Raw genomic sequence first — 17,039 nt, 5'->3', positions numbered from 1 at the left:
TAAGCATGAATTTATTGATAGCAGGAGCCTCAGGCTTTATCGGACATCACTTAGTCAGCGTCCTACAGTTAAAACATAAGATTACTGTTGTTGGCCGCAACAAAGAACTATTACAAAAACGTTTTCCGCAGAAAAAAATAAAAACCTGCACTTGGGATAAATTAGCGGGTTTAGATGCCAACTCCTACGATGCAATTATCAATCTCTGTGGCTACAGTATTGGTGCATCACGCTGGACTGAGAAAGTAAAACGTCTCCTGATTGATTCGCGCGTCAACACTACTACCGATTTGATTAATTGGGCTATAAACCAAAAAGCCAAACCCCATTTTTACTGTGCCAATGCAGTTGGAATTTATGGAACGCAAAAAAATGGTGACCCTCAAGCTTTCGATGAAACAAGTCCGATCGACTTTAATCATCCTGATTTCCTCAGTGAAATAGGCATTCGCTGGCAAAGCGCACTGCAACCTGCTGTCGATTTTGGCATGCCTGTGACGACCACTCGTTTTGGTATCGTACTCAAAAAAGGGGAAGGCATGCTGAAAAAACTGAGCCCTAGTTTTTATGTGGGTTTAGGAGCAATTATCGGCGATGGTAAACAAATCCTCTCCTGGGTACACCTTGATGATGTAGTGGGTACTTATTTATTCCTACTCGACAATCCTGAGATGACAGGAGCCTTCAATGTAACCGCCCCTATTCCAGTCAGTCAAACACAATTTGCACGCACTCTGGCCAGGGCGATGCATCGTCCCTTATTTTTAAAAATGCCGGCTTTTGTTGTAAAAACTTTATTCGGTGAAATGGGAGAGTATTTACTGCTCAAAGGACAACGTGTAGTGCCTAAACGGTTAGTGGAAGCTGGATATCAATTTCATTATCCAGAGTTAACTACTGCCTTAACTCATGAGTTCAATAATCACTAAAGTACTGAACCCACAGAACAGGTTAAACAAGAAACTATAAAAAAATCGCCTAAATTAACAGAGCAAGGTGCGCCAAATTCTTAATCTTCCACCGGAAGATTGGGCCTGTTTACACACATTAAGCAAACAGTAATAGACTTGACCGACTCGAATATAGAAAAGAGCCAACACAAAGCATCTCAGCTCTAACATTGTAGGTCAGGTTAAAAATTTTCTATCTCTAATTGAAAAATAATAGTACAATCGTTCATTTTAATGAGCAATTAGCGAAGAACTATATGAAAGATAAGAACTTTTTTACTCAAAAAACAATCCCCTCTGAACTACAAGAAACATCCCCCTCTGAACCACAAGAAAATATCGAATTACCCCCCGAACTTTGGTTGCATATTTTCTCATTTCTTGATCCTAAATCCCTCCTAAGCGGGGTGCAATTGACTAGTAAACTTTTTTACCAACTAGCAAACGACCCTTGGGTTAGCTGGAAAAATTTATTTCAACGCTTTTTCCCCCATGAGCTACCCGAACCTTTACCACCCCGTTTTGACTGGCAAACCGCGTTCAAAACCCTTTTTTTGGGACACTATGGTACTTTATCGCCGCAACAGCAAAAATCCATTTTTTTAATTGCCACAGGGGCTATCGAAGAGATTCGTGCTGCGAAAATTTCTTTGCAGGATTTACAAGCCGACCAGTTTATCCTCATTAAAACAGCAGCCCAATTTAAGCAGCAAGCAATCTTAGATCTTTTTTACGCTAAGGTGGTCGACCAAATACTCAGTTATAAAGACTACCTGTATTGGGCTACCTTGTGTAATCAACCTAACGTTGTTGATCATCTTATAAAAGAACAGCCTAGTTTAATCAACAAAGTGATTTTTGAGGAAGATATAACAATAACCCTGCTCGCTGGCCTCGTAGGTCATTTAGACTTAATGAAAAAATTAATGATTCAACCGAACAATGACCTTCTGGCTCAGGGATTTTCAGATCTTTACCATTGTATCGTCCGCAATGGACAACTCTATATGTTCAATGGCTTTCACTCGTTCATAAAAGAGCATGAAGCGGACACCTCTTCTCGACTTTCAGCTAGAGTCAAAACTGCAGCAACGGGTTTACCAAGTACTTTTTCTCTTGGGGCTAGATACGGTTCTCTTGCTGTGGTTAAAGCAGCGCTTAATCCCTTACACCAAAAATGCCTTCAATTGCGAGAAATTGAATCCTTGCCCAACAGCTCTACGGCCAATACAGGCCAGGGTGAAACTGAGCCTCCACAATTAGCTATTGAGGCAGAAGATAAAACCAAGCCGACTCCCAGTGAATCTTATGAGGAAGCAAAATCGACTTTTGATCTGACAATACGAACAATGATGATAAAGGCTTCAGAACATGGCCAGGTGAATATTGTAAAATATGTATTAGAGAATCACTTTTTCGAGATAGATCAATCACTCATACGTCAACAAACGCTATTGTATCGAGCAGCTGAACATAATCATTTGGAATTGGTGAAATTTTTATTAAAAAACCAAGCGGATCCCGAATCCACACTCACCATGCTACTGAATAAGCCCTTTGACTCAAAAAACAAAGCGTATTGTGAAATTCTATCCCTGCTGGTAGACGCCATTGAAGAAAGAAAAAAATTGAGCAGTCCCAAATTAATAAAAGCCGTAATTCGCAGCAATAGAGTTGATATTCTTGAACGCTTATTTGCTATAAACCCGAAAATGATCACGAAAACCCTTCATAGCCTATTAAGCCAACAAAGCAATATCACTGATCTTAGAAATCTATTTGATATTCATGATCAGCTGTTGAAACTTGGCCCAATTGATAAAAATCGGGTATTAAGCCTAATAAAGGAGAAAAAACAAAAATTGCTTGCTAAAGAATTGCACATCGAAATTGAATTAGAAAAAAAAGCAAACTTGAGAGCAAGCTCTCTGAGCAGTGAAGAGTTAACCCTGGCGCAATTAAAAATACAGATAAGGGCAACAGGTATACGAAGAGGTATTGAGTATGCTGCTCATCATAGAACAAACAATAGCGAAAAATCTGCGCACCCACTCATAAGATTTCCCTGCTCATTATTCGAGAATTTAAATGCTTTTAAACGTTTAACTGCCTCCAACCCCAAAAAAGTGCTTGCATTGAAATGTCAATTGAGGGAAATCTATTTTCAAAGCTATGAAGAAGGCTTAGCTAAAGGAAATGCGAAACCGGCTGAAGTAAAATCATCGAAAAGAAAATGGGAGTATCCTGAAAAAAAACACCCTTCTAAAAAAGGACATATTGAAACTAGTCAAAATAGAGAAGAAAAACAGGAGCAGAACGAAAAAGAAACTGAGAAACAATTATCGGTTAAGCGAAAACGTTCTGAGCAAGAGAACAAGGGTACACACGAAACCAAAAGAAGATTAGAGTCCCCTGCAGGAAGGTTTGGCTTATTTGCAAACTCAAATCGAGATACAGGCTTGAATGTAGAAGAGCAGCGACCACAAACTCCTTCGACTGTAACGCGGAATGACCCAGCTCAGTATTTTGCGGCTCAACAATCAAGTTCTCCAGATTCGGAAACAAAGTACACGGATCTTTCACCGTAGGATAAGTTACAGGGAGTTCCTACGACAATCGAGAGAACTAGTACGTCAATCCGGGCTAGGTATCCTCACGAAGCATTACCATCCCTGCCAGACAGGGATGGCGTGGATCAAAACTATCCTCAGAATTACTTCTAAGGCTATATATTATAAATTATTCTATTTCTTAATTAAAAATTAGCAGTACAATCACTCACTATAATGAGCAGCTGCGAAGAACCATGCAAGATAAAAACTTTTTGACCTATAAAACAGTCTCCTCTAAATCATCAGAAAGTATTGAATTAGCCAGCGAACTTTGGCTACATATTTTTTCGTTTCTCGATCCTAAGTCCCTCCTAAGCGGGGTGCAATTGACTAATAAACTTTTTTATCAACTAGCAAACGACCCTTGGGTTAGCTGGAAAAATTTATTTCAACGCTTTTTCCTCCATGAGCTACCTGATCCTGTACCACCCCGTTTTGACTGGCAAACCGCGTTCAAAACCCTTTTTTTAGCACACTATGGTTCTTTTTCGCCACGACAGCAAAAATACATTTTTTTAATTGCCACAGGGGCTATCGAAGCGATTCGCGCTGCGAAAATTCCTTTGCATGATTTACAAGCCGACCAATTTATCCTCATTAAAACAGCAGCCCAATTTAAGCAGCAAGCGATCTTAGATCTTTTTTACGCTGAGGCGGTGGATCAAATCCACAGTGATAAAGACCACCTGTATTGGGCTACCTTGTGTAATCAACATGCAACTGTTGATTTGCTTTTAGGAGAACAGCCCGATTTAATCAACGAAGCGATTTTTGCAGAAAACAAAACAGTAACCTTGCTCGCTGCCCTAGTTGGTCATTTAGAACTAATGAAAAAATTAATTACTGTTGAGAACAATGCTCTTCTCGATCGAGGATTTGAAGAACTTTATCATTATATAGTTCGCAGTGGACAACACTATATGGTAGATGGCTTTAACTTGTTTATAAAAGAGCATGCAGAGATTTCAACGGCCTTGCTAGGGGAAATGGATCTTCAAGGAGAGCTTTCGTCTAGGATCACAACTGCGGCAATCAATTTGCCAACTACCATTTCTCTTGCGGCGAGTTATGGTGCTGCTGCTATTTTTAAAGTAGAGATTAATTCCTTGCATCAAAGATGCATTCAATTGCGAGAGCGTTTAGAAAGTGAATCATTACCTAGCAGCTCTTTGGCCAATACTGACCAGGATAAAACTGAACTTCCGCAATTAGCTATTGAGACAGAGAGTAAAACCAACCCGAGTCTCAGTGAATCTTATGAAGAAGCAAAATCGGTTTTTGCTTGGGCAATACGAACAGCGTTGATGGCGGCCTCAGAACAGGGTCATGTGAATATCGTAAAATATGTCTTAGAGAATCACTTTTTTGCAATTGATCAACCTCTCATCAGTCAACAAACTCTGTTATACCGAGCCGCTGAACGTAATCATTTGAAGCTGGTGAAATTTTTATTAGAAAATCAAGCGGATCCCGAATTAACACTAACTATGTTACTTTACAGCATCATTGGTTTAGAAAATATTGATTATTCCGCAACTCTAGCCCTTCTTGTCGAAGCTATGGAGAAAAAAAACAAGTTTAGTGAGTCCCTATTAGCAGAGACCAACCTGAATCAAGCGATGCCAGACCGATTAAGCCAAGAATGCCAACCAGAGGCCAAAAACCGATTAATAGCTAAGCGAAAACGTCCTGCACAAGAGGGTAAACAGGCTTCAGACCCTAAACGAAAATGGCCAAGATTAGAACCTTCTACAGCAGGCTTCAGCTTATTTACCAATCCAAACGGAGATATAGCGACAACTACGATCGACTCGAATGTAGAAAAACAGCAAATGCAAACCACGGATGTTTTAGTTCCGAGAAGCCCAACTCATTTTTTTGCGCTTCCCCAATCAACCGCGTTAAAATCAAAAACCGAGGATACGAAGAATACAGATTTTGCGCCCTAACCCTGAACGGTCTCAAAATGCCCCATTTCATTTTTGGAAAATAATAGTACAATTGCTCGTTTTAATGAGCAACAATAAAGAACCATGAAAAATAAGACTCAAGTCCCCTCTTCTGGTCTGAAAGAAAATATCGAATTAGCCGATGAACTTTGGCTAGGTATTTTTTCATTGATTGATCCTGAATCCCTCTTAAGCATGCTGCCATTAGTTAGCAAGAAATTTTATCAACTGGCCAGCGACCATTTGCTCTGGAAAAAATTATTTGAAACCTTATTCTCCGAAGATCTGCCCCATCCTTTACAATCATCCAACTTTGATTGGCGAACTGAGTTCATCACCCTTTATAGAAAGCATTATGGTTCTTTAACAGCTCAAGCACGAAGATGCGTTTTTTTAATTACCCTAGGTGCTACCCAAGAGATTTGTGCTGCTAAGTTTTCTATACAGGACTTAGAAGCGGGTCAATTTAGCTTAATTAAAACAGCGGCCCAATTTAAGCAACAAGCTATCTTAGATCATTTTTACGCGGAAGCTCAGCAACAATTAGAAAAACACGATTATAAAGGGCAACTGTATTGGGCTACCTTGTGTAATCAATCTAAAATTGTTGCTTCCCTTTTAGCAGAACATCCTAAGTTAATTAACAAAGCGATTTTTGAAGGAAATAAAACAGTGACCATGCTCGCTGCCCTAGTTGGTCATTTAGAATTAATGAAAGAATTAATTGCTCATCCGAGCAATAATCTTCTACAACTTAAAAAGGGATTTAAAAAACTCCATCAATGTATTATCCGCAGTGGACAGCTATCGACAGTCAATGGCTTCCACTCATTTATAGAAGAGCAAGAAGGGATAAATACTTCTCCCTTTTCAGCCGATTCACTAGAACCCAGTGATCTCAAAAAAAGAAGCTTAGCGTTTAGCATCCTCAATGCAGCAGCGAATTTGCCAAGCAGCATCACACTTGCAGCGAGATACAATTCTGTCACTGTTTTTAAAACAGTGACTAAACAATTACAGCAAAAATGCATTCAATTGCGAGAGTGCGGAGCAGCGGAACCCTCGCCTAACTGCAACTCAGCCAGTGCAGAGCAGGATGAAAATGAACTTCTTCAATTAATTGCCCTGAGCGAAGCCGAACAGGCTTATAAGATTGCACTTTCCAATTTTGATTGGGAAATACACCAAGCAATGCTAGAAGCCGCTCAATTTGGACATGTGGATATCATAAAATATGCATTAGAGAATAATTTTTTTACGATTGATAGACCTTTATTAGTCGAGCAACAAACCTTGTTATATCGGGCAGTTCTATCTAAACAAACCGCGTTGGTGAATTTTTTATTAAACAAACAAGCGGATCCCGAAGTAGCATTAACAATGTTACTCAGCGAACTCTCTCGCTTACAAAGCGATGGTTATTCCGAAATGATAGCTCTCCTACGAGAAGCGGTTAAAGAGAAAAACACCCTTAGCAATCCTAACTTAGTAGCAACCGTTATTGACAGAGAAGCAACATTGAGGGTAACTTCCCCTAAGACTAAAGAAGAGTCAGCTAAAAGAAAATTTGAGCAGCCTGAAAAACCTGAAAAAAAGGAATCTGAAAGAAAATCCTCTAAATTAACAGAAAATGATTCGCCAAATTCCGCGCAAAGGTATCGCTTGTTTGCAAATTCAAACCAAACAAAAAGCGAGTTTATCCTATCTCCTCAATCGCGTTCTCCAAACTCAGCAACGAAAGAAACTGAAATAAAAGATAAGAATGATTCAGCTACTTATTCCTCTTGGGGATGATTTTTCAATGCGATACCGAACAATAGATCCCATCTACTTGTATCGGAAGGGAATCTACGAGTGGCTCACCCTGGTAAAATTGCCCTGTATCATTTGAATTCAATAAATTGGCAAACTCGTCGATTTCTTTAAGTTGAGTTTCCTTATAAAAACGATAATTCTTATAGGCATTATGAGCCGATATACCTGCGATAAAACAACCTACTAAACTCAATCCAACCGTAAAAGCTAGCCAACCCCAGGGTCCAGATGCTAAAAGAAAGGTGCTGCCAGCCAGTGTTAGAATAGTTTGGTAGCTGCCGATTAATCCCAAGGTTGTAAGTGTGACACCAAGACCTGTAAACGCAGAGTTGAGTAAAAAATTATACCCCCCCGTCCAAGGTTTTAGATTTTCCTGTGCCTTTATTTTGGTTTTTAGGGTCTCAATGCAACTAGGTAGTTGACTTGGATCAGCCGAAGAATGGTTTAGAATTTCTATTGCATTGTCCAATATTCCATCTAACAATTTTTCATTTTCGGGAATTAATAAAGTTCTTAATTCCTCAACACTTTTTAAAAATTTTTTTGCTTTGAGAAGAAACTGATTTTGTTTGAAATTTTCAGGTTTAAAAAAACGCTTATCATAAGCAGATTCTTCATAATATTTATCGATAGCCAATAAAAATTGCCTTTCTTTTACTTTCCAAGACATTCTAATTCCAATCAGGTATTAAATAATTGAACAGCGGAGATTATGATATTAATTAGAGTTTGCTTCAAGTGTTCATAATTTGTCATTCTGCAACTAATTATCTCACGTGCAGGAAGACTTACGCCCGAGCAAAATCAAAAGACAAGGCATTTGCAATTGACGGTTGCTTTAATGCCAGGGTCAAAAGTCTATCAATCCCCAAAGCCACCCCGCTGCAAGGGGGTAAACCATGGGCTAAAGCTTGTAATAAATATTCATCAGGAACGGGTTCAGCTAAGCCTTTTAAGCGTCGTGTTTCTAAATCTTGTTGAAATCGTGCTGCTTGCGCATTGGCATCCGTAAGCTCATGAAAGCCATTCGCCAATTCCACACCTTGGACATAAATTTCAAAACGCTCTGCCACACCCTGATTTACTTTAGCAAGCGCTGCCTGCGAAATAGGAAAATCATAGACGGCAACCGGTATTGGATCTTTCCCCAGCGCTGGTTCCACCACATGACTCATGAGCAAAAATAAATATTGATCCGGATCTTGTTCACCCGGTGTTAATACCCTATCTAACTCAAATCGCTCTAGCGTTTTTTGCAGTTCAGCCACACTGGCAGTCAGAGGATCTAACTCGCAAATTTCTAAAAAAACTTGCTGATAGGTTTTTCTGTACATCGGAGGGCAGTGCAGAATAGTTTGCAATAAAGCGTCCATTTCATCCATCAGCCCATGGTGGTCAATATTTAATTGATACCATTCCAGCATGGTGAATTCTGGATTATGCCAGCGACCCAGCTCATCATCACGAAATACTTTTGCTAATTGAAAAATCGGCCCGCTACCAGCGGCTAATAATCGCTTCATATGGTATTCTGGTGAGGTTTGCAAGCAATAAGGTTGGCCTCTGAAGGTGGCGATAATATTGGTTAGATAAACATCGGTGATACCAAAACGCGACATAGCCGGTGTTTCTACTTCCAAATAACCTCGTTCATTAAAAAAGCGGCGAATTTTTGCTAATAACTGTGCGCGCTGACGTAAGCTATCGATGGTTGCGGAAGGACGCCACAGAGACTCTTCATTCATCAATAAAAGATTCCCAGTTCAAGTCGCGCAGCTTCTGTCATTCGCTCTTGACTCCAAGGTGGATCCCAAACTAATTCAACCGTGCAGTCATTCACCCATTCTAGTTGATTGACTGCCTGCTCTACTGTACCTGGAAAGGTTTGTGCGACAGGACAACCCGGGGTTGTCAGTGTCATTTGCAGATGGACCTGCCTATCGTCGTTAATAGCGATGTCGTAAATCAAACCCAAATCATAAATATTGACTGGAATCTCAGGATCAAAGACGGTTCGCAATTGAGCAATTACAGAGTTTTTTAAGGTTTCATTATCCTGCTTTTTTTTCAAGCCAAACATAATAATTACTCCGTACTTACAGTGACCGCTTCTTTATGAAGCGCAGCTTCTAAAGTATGCCAAGCTAAAGTCGCGCATTTCACGCGAGCGGGATAAGCTTTCACACCAGCTAGAACTGTCAGCTTATCGAGAGAAAACGCTTGAGTCTCGTCATCCGAAGTAAGCATGCTATGGAAACGCTGAAACAACTCATGCGCTTCTTGCACCGTTTTACCAAGCATGGCTTCAGTCATCAGTGACGCAGATGCCTGCGAAATCGCACAACCACAACCGACAAAACTTACCTCAATGATTTTATTCGCTTCAACTTTTAAATAAACCGTTAATTTATCGCCACAGAGCGGATTGAAGCCATTTGCCTGCGCTGTCGCATCCGCCATTGCATGATGGTTTCGCGGGTTGCGGTTATGATCAATGATGATTTCTTGATAAAGCTCACGTAACTCCATCATCATGCAAATACCTCTTTTACTTTTTGCAGCGCTTGTACACAGCGATCGATTTCTTCTGTTGTATTATAGAACGACATTGAAATGCGGGTTGTCGCAGCAACATCTAAGAAATCCATTAGCGGCATCGCGCAATGATGACCACTACGAATCGCAATACCTTCACTATCTAGAATAGTACCAATATCGTGAGCATGAATTTTACCGTGGACAAAGGATACAATTGGCACTTTGTGTTTCGCCGTGCCAATGATATTAAAGCCTTTTACTGACTCTACCGCATTCGTTGCATACTCCAGCAAATGTGCTTCATAAGCAGCAATCGCTTCCATATCTAAAGACCAGAGATAATCCATGGCAGCACCCAAAGCAATCGCACCGGAAATGTTGGGAGTGCCTGCTTCAAATTTATGGGGTAAAGAAGCGTATTCGGTAGCTTCGAGGGACACGTAATTGATCATCTCGCCCCCACCTTGATAAGGCATCATATCATCTAGGAGATGTTCCCTCCCCCACAAAATACCAATCCCTGTCGGTGCATACATTTTATGCCCGGAAAAGGCATAAAAATCACAATCCAGAGCTTGTACATCAACAGGTAAGTGAGCTGTCGCCTGGGCACCATCCAACAACACCAAGGCACCATAGGAGTGTGCCATCTCAATCATTTGTTTGACAGGATTAATTGTTCCTAGCGCATTAGAGGCATAAGAGATAGCTACAAATTTGGTATTTTCATTCAAGCATTTTTCAAATTCATCTAAAAGCACTTCACCTTCAAAAGAAATAGGTGCAACTTTTAAGTGAGCGCCAGTTTTTTTACAAACCATTTGCCAGGGCACAATGTTTGAATGATGCTCCATATGAGTAATAAGAATTTCTTCACCAGGTAGAATTCGAGGTGCCACAAAGCTCTGGGCAACCAAATTAATCCCTTCCGTTGTTCCCCGAACAAAAATACATTCTCGTGCTGATTTCGCATGAATAAAGCGCTGTACTTTGTTACGAGCCGCTTCATATTGCTGAGTCGCACGAACACTTAAAGCATGAACCCCGCGATGAACATTGGAATTATCAAAGGAATAATAGCGTGTAATCGCATCAATGACTGCTTGTGGTTTTTGCGTTGTCGCCGCGTTATCCAAATAAGTCAATGGGTAATCATTTATTTTCTGATTAAGCACTGGAAAATCTTGACGAATTACCTCGACATCCAAGGTTTCAATTAAGGCTGGTACTGTACTCATCGTTATTTACCTCAATTGCTCATTTAATAAATTAGCCATCCAATCAGCCAAAGCTGGATTGGACACCAGACCTATATTATCAGCAGCGAAAGCACGGATAAGATAGCTCGTTGCTTCGCGGCGATCGATTCCACGCGTTGCTAAATAAAATAAAGCCTCCTCATCCAACTGTCCTACTGTTGCACCATGAGAACAAATGACATCGTCCGCAAAAATTTCCAATTGCGGTTTTGTATCTATTTCTGCTTGCGCTGATAAAAGTAGGTTTTTATTTTGCTGATGGGCTTGAGTATGCTGTGCATCTTTGGCAACAAAAACCTTACCATTAAACACAGCTCGGGAACGGCCGTTTAAGATACCTTTATAATTTTGTTCACTATGGCAATTCGGAACAAGATGATGAATCGTCGTATGCTGGTCCATATGCTGCCCATCAGTGGGCACATAGATACCATTCAATAAACAACGGGCATTTTCTTCTTGTAAATGGAGATCAATGTCGCTGCGCACCAATTTACCGCCTAAGCTCAGCAAATGACTATCAATTTGGCTGGCACTGTCCTGTTTCACAGAAAGATGGCCAATATGATACGCCGATTTAGATTCACGCTGAATTTTGTAATGCACTAAATTCGCATTTTTAGCAACAAACGCTTCAGTCACCGTATTCGTAAAATACTGACAAGCCTCAGCCCCCTGATAATCTTCAATAATTGTCGCCTGGCTACCTTCTTCGGCAATAATCAAATAGCGATTGTGAACCGCTTGATTTTCTTGATCTTGCCAATGTGAAAGGACAATCGGCTGTTCTACACGAACTCCGGCAGCTAAATAAACCACCACACCACAGCGCAACATCGCGGTGTTTAAGGCTTGAAACCCATGTTCATGGCGTAAAACTTGCCCTAAATAGGGTTTTATTTTATCCGCATGTTGTTCTAAAGCCGTTGCTAAGGATTGAATCAATACACCCTTGGGTAAATGGCTCGCCAACTCATTTTCATTGAAGACTTGGCCATTTTGCAGGGTCAAATATAGGTCGGATTGAAATTCAGGTTTAATTCGGCTTGTCTGATTTTGCCTCTGCTGGATAAATCGTTGCTGCAAAAGCGTATCCACCACCGTATATTTCCAATCCTCATGATGACGCGTTGGAAAGCCACGACGCAAGAATTCATGCAAGCCTTTTGTCTGTAACTCGGCTAACCAAGGAATCGTTGATAATTCTTGTTTTGCTTGCTGTTGATAAAAATCAATCACTTCGCTCATGCTTGCTCCGTCTCCTCAAGCCAGCTATAACCTTTTTTCTCTAACTCAAGTGCCAGTGATTTATCGCCTGATTTAATGATTCGACCCTCAGCCAACACATGAACAAAATCAGGTTCAATATAATCCAATAGGCGTTGATAGTGAGTAACTAAAATAATAGCCCGCTCTGGTGAACGCATGGCATTGACGCCTTGGGCAATGATGCGTAGCGCATCGATATCTAAACCTGAATCCGTTTCATCGAGAATAGCAAGTTTGGGCTCAAGTGCTATCATTTGTAAAATTTCATTACGTTTTTTCTCACCACCAGAAAAGCCTTCATTGATGCCACGGTATAGAAAGCTCTCATCCATATCCAAAAGCTGGCATTTCTCTCGGATAAAACTTAAAAACTCAATCGCATCAAGTGTTTGTCTATTCTGTCCTTTACGTACCGCATTCACCGACGCTTTGAGAAAATTAATATTGGTCACCCCCGGAACTTCTACCGGATATTGAAAGGACATAAAAATACCTGCTTGGGCGCGCTCTTCCGGTGCCAATGGCAACAGATCTTGGCCTAAATAGTTGATCTGGCCACTCGTTACCTCATAGGCAGGATGTCCGGTCAACACTTTTGACAAAGTACTTTTTCCAGAACCATTTGGGCCCATGATTGCATGCACCTCACCTGGATTTACCTGCAGATTAATGCCCTTTAAAATAGGTTGCGCATTAATTGCGACATTTAATTGATTGATTGTTAACATATTAACCTACCGCCCCTTCCAAACTGATACCTAGTAATTTCGTTGCTTCAACCGCAAATTCCATAGGTAATTCTTTTAATACTTGTTTACAGAAACCATTGACGATCATCGATACGGCATCTTCCATATCAATACCACGTTGCTGACAATAAAATAATTGTTCTTCACTAATTTTTGAGGTCGTTGCCTCATGTTCAATTTGTGCAGTTGGATTTTTTACTTCGATATAGGGAAAAGTATGAGCTGAGCATTCTGAACCCATCAACATCGAATCGCATTGCGTATAATTACGAGCATTCGTCGCGGTTGGTGCAATGCGTACTAAGCCACGATAGGCATTGTGTGCCCGACCTGCACTAATTCCTTTAGAAATAATGGTTGAACGAGTATTTTTACCCAGATGAATCATTTTCGTACCTGTATCCGCTTGCTGGAAATGATTGGTCAGTGCCACGGAATAAAACTCGCCGACTGAATCATCGCCTTGCAAAATAACACTGGGGTATTTCCAAGTAATCGCCGAACCTGTTTCGATTTGTGTCCAAGAAATCTTTGAGCGCTTACCACGGCAAGCACCGCGTTTGGTGACGAAATTGTAAATACCACCTTTGCCTTCTTTGTCGCCTGGATACCAGTTTTGTACTGTTGAATATTTGATTTGCGCACCATCTAGAGCAACCAATTCAACAACCGCCGCATGCAATTGATTTTCATCTCGCATAGGGGCTGTGCAACCTTCTAAATAAGACACATAACTATCATTATCAGCAACGATGAGCGTGCGTTCAAATTGTCCGGTTGATGCCGCATTGATACGGAAATAGGTCGATAATTCCATCGGGCAACGCACCCCTTTCGGAATATAGACAAAGGAACCATCGCTAAAGACAGCCGAATTGAGCGCCGCATAAAAATTATCACGATAAGGAACAACCGAGCCTAAATATTGACGCAATAAATCAGGATATTTATGAACTGCTTCCGAAAAAGGACAGAAAATCACACCGACTTCAGCCAATTTCGCCTTGAAGGTTGTCGCTACAGAAACGCTATCAAAGACTGCATCAACTGCAACACCGGCTAACATTTCCTGTTCTTTGAGTGGGATACCTAATTTTTCATAGGTGCGTAATAATTCCGGATCCACTTCATCAAGGCTTTTAGGCGCATCTTTCTTTGATTTTGGAGCAGAATAATAAGAGATCGCTTGGTAATCCACCGGCGGGTAATGTACGCTAGACCATTCAGGATGCGGCATAGTAAGCCAATGTCGAAATGCTTTTAAACGCCATTCCAGTAAAAATTCGGGCTCACCTTTTATGGCTGATAAACGACGAATGACGTCTTCGTCTAAACCAGGTTCAAAGGTTTCTACTTCAATGTCGGTCACAAAACCATGTTGGTATTCCCTTTCAAGGAGGGAATTAATTTGCTCACTGCTTTTAGCCATGACTAGCTCCGCTTGCTAACTGCTTGATGCGGTCAGTATTTACCGCCGGGAGGGATGTTTTCGCCAGCACTTCTAAACTCACACTATCCAGTGCGGCTTCAATCGCTTGGCTGATTAACCGCCAATTGCCTTGAATATGACAAACCTCTTGTAAAGAACAGGTATTGGGGTGCACACTACATTCGGTTAATCCAAGCTGCGCTTCTTCGAGAGCAGAAATGATTTGCGCTACTGAAATCTCAGCAGCCGAACGTTGTAGGCGATACCCACCGCTAACGCCGCGCACCGAAGTTAATAACCCCGCGGCAGTTAACCGTTTTAATAACTTGCTGACCGTGGGCACCGTAAGATGGGTATGCAAAGCAATGTCACGCGCATTACAAAGTATTTGCCCGCGTTTTGCGAGATACACCATAACAACTGTTCCATAATCGGCCAATTTGCTGAGGCGCAGCATATCACCCCCATATCAAATTATCTAGTACCAGATAGGTCTTAATTAAATCAGCTCCTAATTACTTGTCATTTCTAGGAAATTAAGTCTCTATCCATTAATATAGTACCAAATTGGTTCTATTTAAAGCAAAAGACGAATGATACCTTATTTTGCAGTTTGGATCCAATGGTCTTGGCGGAGTTTTGTAGCCACTGAATGCTAGTTTTGGATAAGTCCCCTCATTATCACGAACCGTTCGGGCTCTGAAGTATCCGCATTAATTTTATCCCGTTCAGCCTGGGGAGCACTCATGGTATGCGTCTCGAAGGGCCCATCCTGAGGCTATCGAAGGAGAGGGCTTTTCGCGGCACTTCGAGACAGCGCTGCGCGCTTCCTCAGTGCGAACGGTATAAACATAACGATCAATGAACTAAATAGTCTATTTAATTTCATGGGGATATCTCAAAGCCCAGGGGACAGTTTAATTTCATGGGGATATCTCAAAGCCCGAACGGCTCCAGAGGGGCATTCAAACATTGAACCCGAATTGACTGACCATTTTTTCTCGTTATAATGCCCCATTTATTCCTTTACCGGTTTATTGATGAAAAAACTGTCTTTTAGAGCTATCTCCCTAGGCATCGCTCTCTTCCTAACTTCTCTTGCTTATGCTGAACCGCCTAATCTCGGTATTTTGAAAAAGGAACTGATGACCTACCATGACTCTGGTCTTTACCTAAAAGAAATATCCTGCGTTGTGGCGAAGGCTCAGTCTTATATTTTGCAACAAGCGGCTCTTAATGAGCGCCAGGGTAATAAGAAGAAATTAGCTATTGTTCTTGATATCGATGAAACGACACTAAGTAATTATAAAACAATTGCGCAACATCGTTTCAGCGCGACTCGCAAACAAATTGTTCAAGATATTTTGGCAGCCGATGCGCCAGCAATTCAACCGATGTTAGCTTTATATAGCAATGCCCGTAAACACGGTATTGAAGTATTTTTTGTGACAGGTCGCTCGATGGCTCTCATGAAGGCGACAAGGAAAAATCTATTAAGCGCCGGTTATAACCATTGGGCTGGACTTTATTTGCGCCCTGATGATTATAAACAATCCTCAATTATCCCTTTCAAATCACGAGCTAGAAAATCCATTACTCAGCAAGGGTATACGATTGTTGCTTCGATTGGTGATCAATATAGTGATTTTAAGGGGGGCTACGCGCAAAAAGGGTTTAAATTGCCTAATCCATATTATTATTTGCCTTAGAAGAACCTAGGCTCGGCTTTGGATAGACGCTGCTTTAAGCTTTTCGCCGAAATACCGCGGCTTGTACGGTATTGTTACAAACCTTACACTCGTCCCTACCTACCCCGGTTTGTCCGCGGTATCCAGGCGATCTTATTTCATACTGGGATCTCTTAATCCCGCGAACAAGCCGCGGGAGATAGGGGGAGAGTTCAACCATGCAGCAACGCCGGACAAGCCGCGGGACGTAGAGATGGGGTAAATCTAGTTAAGGCAGCATAGAACTTAGCGTTCTACTCCTGCGTATAATTAACCTCAATAATCTCATATTCAACCATACCACCCGGTGTTTGCACAACGACGGTATCATCGACTTGTTTGCCAATCAAAGCACGGCCGATAGGGGAACTATATGAAATTTTATTTATTTTAATATCCGCTTCATCTTCGCCAACAATTTGGTAACTAATTTCTGCCTCATTTTGTAAGTGCAATAAGCGGACTGTGGCGCCAAAAACGACTTTTCCATTATTCGCTAACTTAGAGATATCGACTATCTGACAGTGTGATAGCTTTGCTTCTAATTCTTTAATACGGCCTTCGTTAAAACTTTGTTGCTCACGAGCAGCATGGTATTCAGCATTTTCCTTCAAATCGCCATGTGCACGCGCTGTAGCTATCGCCTCTATAATGCGTGGCCGTTCAACCGTTTTTAGACGATGTAATTCTGTTTTAAGTGCCTCTGCCCCTTGAATCGTCATAGGATGCTTTTGCATATCCA

Annotated in this window: 15 protein-coding genes; 5 read left to right on the top strand and 10 right to left on the bottom strand. The window is 41.2% G+C overall.

The window, feature by feature from the left end; translation table 11 throughout:
• Positions 1–5: 5 nt before the first annotated feature.
• The 4 genes from Lnau_RS12520 (at position 6) to Lnau_RS12505 (ending at position 7,305) form a co-directional block, all read left to right on the top strand.
• Positions 6–929, top strand: coding sequence for a TIGR01777 family oxidoreductase (locus Lnau_RS12520; protein ID WP_058505489.1), 924 nt, complete (start codon positions 6–8; stop codon positions 927–929).
• A 278-nt stretch (positions 930–1,207) separates the two neighbouring features.
• Complete coding sequence (locus Lnau_RS12515) at positions 1,208–3,538, top strand: F-box-like domain-containing protein (protein WP_058505488.1); 2,331 nt, start codon at positions 1,208–1,210, stop codon at positions 3,536–3,538.
• A 218-nt stretch (positions 3,539–3,756) separates the two neighbouring features.
• Positions 3,757–5,511 (top strand): ankyrin repeat domain-containing F-box protein, encoded by a 1,755-nt coding sequence (locus tag Lnau_RS12510; protein WP_058505487.1) that lies wholly within the window; start codon positions 3,757–3,759, stop codon positions 5,509–5,511.
• An 84-nt stretch (positions 5,512–5,595) separates the two neighbouring features.
• A complete protein-coding gene (locus tag Lnau_RS12505) occupies positions 5,596–7,305 on the top strand; it encodes an ankyrin repeat domain-containing protein (RefSeq protein ID WP_058505486.1) in 1,710 nt (569 codons plus the stop codon).
• A 4-nt stretch (positions 7,306–7,309) separates the two neighbouring features.
• Here the strand turns inward: Lnau_RS12505 and Lnau_RS12500 are convergent, their stop codons facing one another.
• The 9 genes from Lnau_RS12500 to Lnau_RS12460 all read right to left on the bottom strand — a co-directional run bounded on the left by Lnau_RS12500 (position 7,310) and on the right by Lnau_RS12460 (position 15,027).
• A complete protein-coding gene (locus Lnau_RS12500; protein ID WP_058505485.1) occupies positions 7,310–7,996 on the bottom strand; it encodes a hypothetical protein in 687 nt (228 codons plus the stop codon).
• 118 nt (positions 7,997–8,114) lie between these two features.
• On the bottom strand, positions 8,115–9,071 hold the full coding sequence (epmA, locus tag Lnau_RS12495) for an elongation factor P--(R)-beta-lysine ligase (protein WP_058505484.1): 957 nt from the start codon (positions 9,069–9,071) through the stop codon (positions 8,115–8,117).
• Positions 9,071–9,406 (bottom strand): SUF system Fe-S cluster assembly protein, encoded by a 336-nt coding sequence (locus tag Lnau_RS12490; RefSeq protein WP_058505483.1) that lies wholly within the window; start codon positions 9,404–9,406, stop codon positions 9,071–9,073. The genes epmA and Lnau_RS12490 overlap by 1 nt, the downstream gene beginning before the upstream one ends.
• A 5-nt stretch (positions 9,407–9,411) precedes the next feature.
• Positions 9,412–9,861, bottom strand: a complete 450-nt coding sequence (sufU, locus tag Lnau_RS12485) for a Fe-S cluster assembly sulfur transfer protein SufU (protein WP_058505482.1) — start codon at positions 9,859–9,861, stop codon at positions 9,412–9,414.
• Positions 9,858–11,102, bottom strand: a complete 1,245-nt coding sequence (locus Lnau_RS12480) for an aminotransferase class V-fold PLP-dependent enzyme (RefSeq protein ID WP_133134862.1) — start codon at positions 11,100–11,102, stop codon at positions 9,858–9,860. The genes sufU and Lnau_RS12480 overlap by 4 nt, the downstream gene beginning before the upstream one ends.
• 6 nt (positions 11,103–11,108) lie before the next feature.
• Entirely contained in the window at positions 11,109–12,371 is a 1,263-nt protein-coding gene (gene sufD, locus Lnau_RS12475; RefSeq protein WP_058505481.1) for a Fe-S cluster assembly protein SufD, read from the bottom strand.
• Complete coding sequence (gene sufC / locus Lnau_RS12470; RefSeq protein WP_058505480.1) at positions 12,368–13,120, bottom strand: Fe-S cluster assembly ATPase SufC; 753 nt, start codon at positions 13,118–13,120, stop codon at positions 12,368–12,370. The genes sufD and sufC overlap by 4 nt, the downstream gene beginning before the upstream one ends.
• A 1-nt stretch (position 13,121) precedes the next feature.
• Positions 13,122–14,570 carry a Fe-S cluster assembly protein SufB gene (gene sufB, locus Lnau_RS12465; protein ID WP_058505479.1) on the bottom strand — a complete coding sequence of 483 codons (1,449 nt, stop codon included), beginning with the start codon at positions 14,568–14,570 and terminating at the stop codon, positions 13,122–13,124.
• Positions 14,563–15,027 carry an SUF system Fe-S cluster assembly regulator gene (locus Lnau_RS12460; protein WP_058505478.1) on the bottom strand — a complete coding sequence of 155 codons (465 nt, stop codon included), beginning with the start codon at positions 15,025–15,027 and terminating at the stop codon, positions 14,563–14,565. Before Lnau_RS12460 ends, sufB begins: the two co-directional genes overlap by 8 nt.
• A 583-nt stretch (positions 15,028–15,610) precedes the next feature.
• Here Lnau_RS12460 and Lnau_RS12455 point away from each other — a divergent pair.
• Positions 15,611–16,279, top strand: a complete 669-nt coding sequence (locus Lnau_RS12455; RefSeq protein WP_058505477.1) for an HAD family acid phosphatase — start codon at positions 15,611–15,613, stop codon at positions 16,277–16,279.
• Between the two features lie 272 nt (positions 16,280–16,551).
• Here the strand turns inward: Lnau_RS12455 and greA are convergent, their stop codons facing one another.
• Positions 16,552–17,034: a transcription elongation factor GreA gene (greA, locus tag Lnau_RS12450; RefSeq protein ID WP_058505476.1), complete on the bottom strand. Its 483-nt coding sequence runs from the start codon at positions 17,032–17,034 to the stop codon at positions 16,552–16,554.
• Positions 17,035–17,039: the final 5 nt, after the last annotated feature.

The organism is Legionella nautarum, from assembly GCF_001467895.1.
Taxonomy (GTDB): Bacteria; Pseudomonadota; Gammaproteobacteria; order Legionellales; family Legionellaceae; genus Tatlockia; species Tatlockia nautarum.
This window is presented reverse-complemented; position numbering and strand designations above follow the sequence as displayed.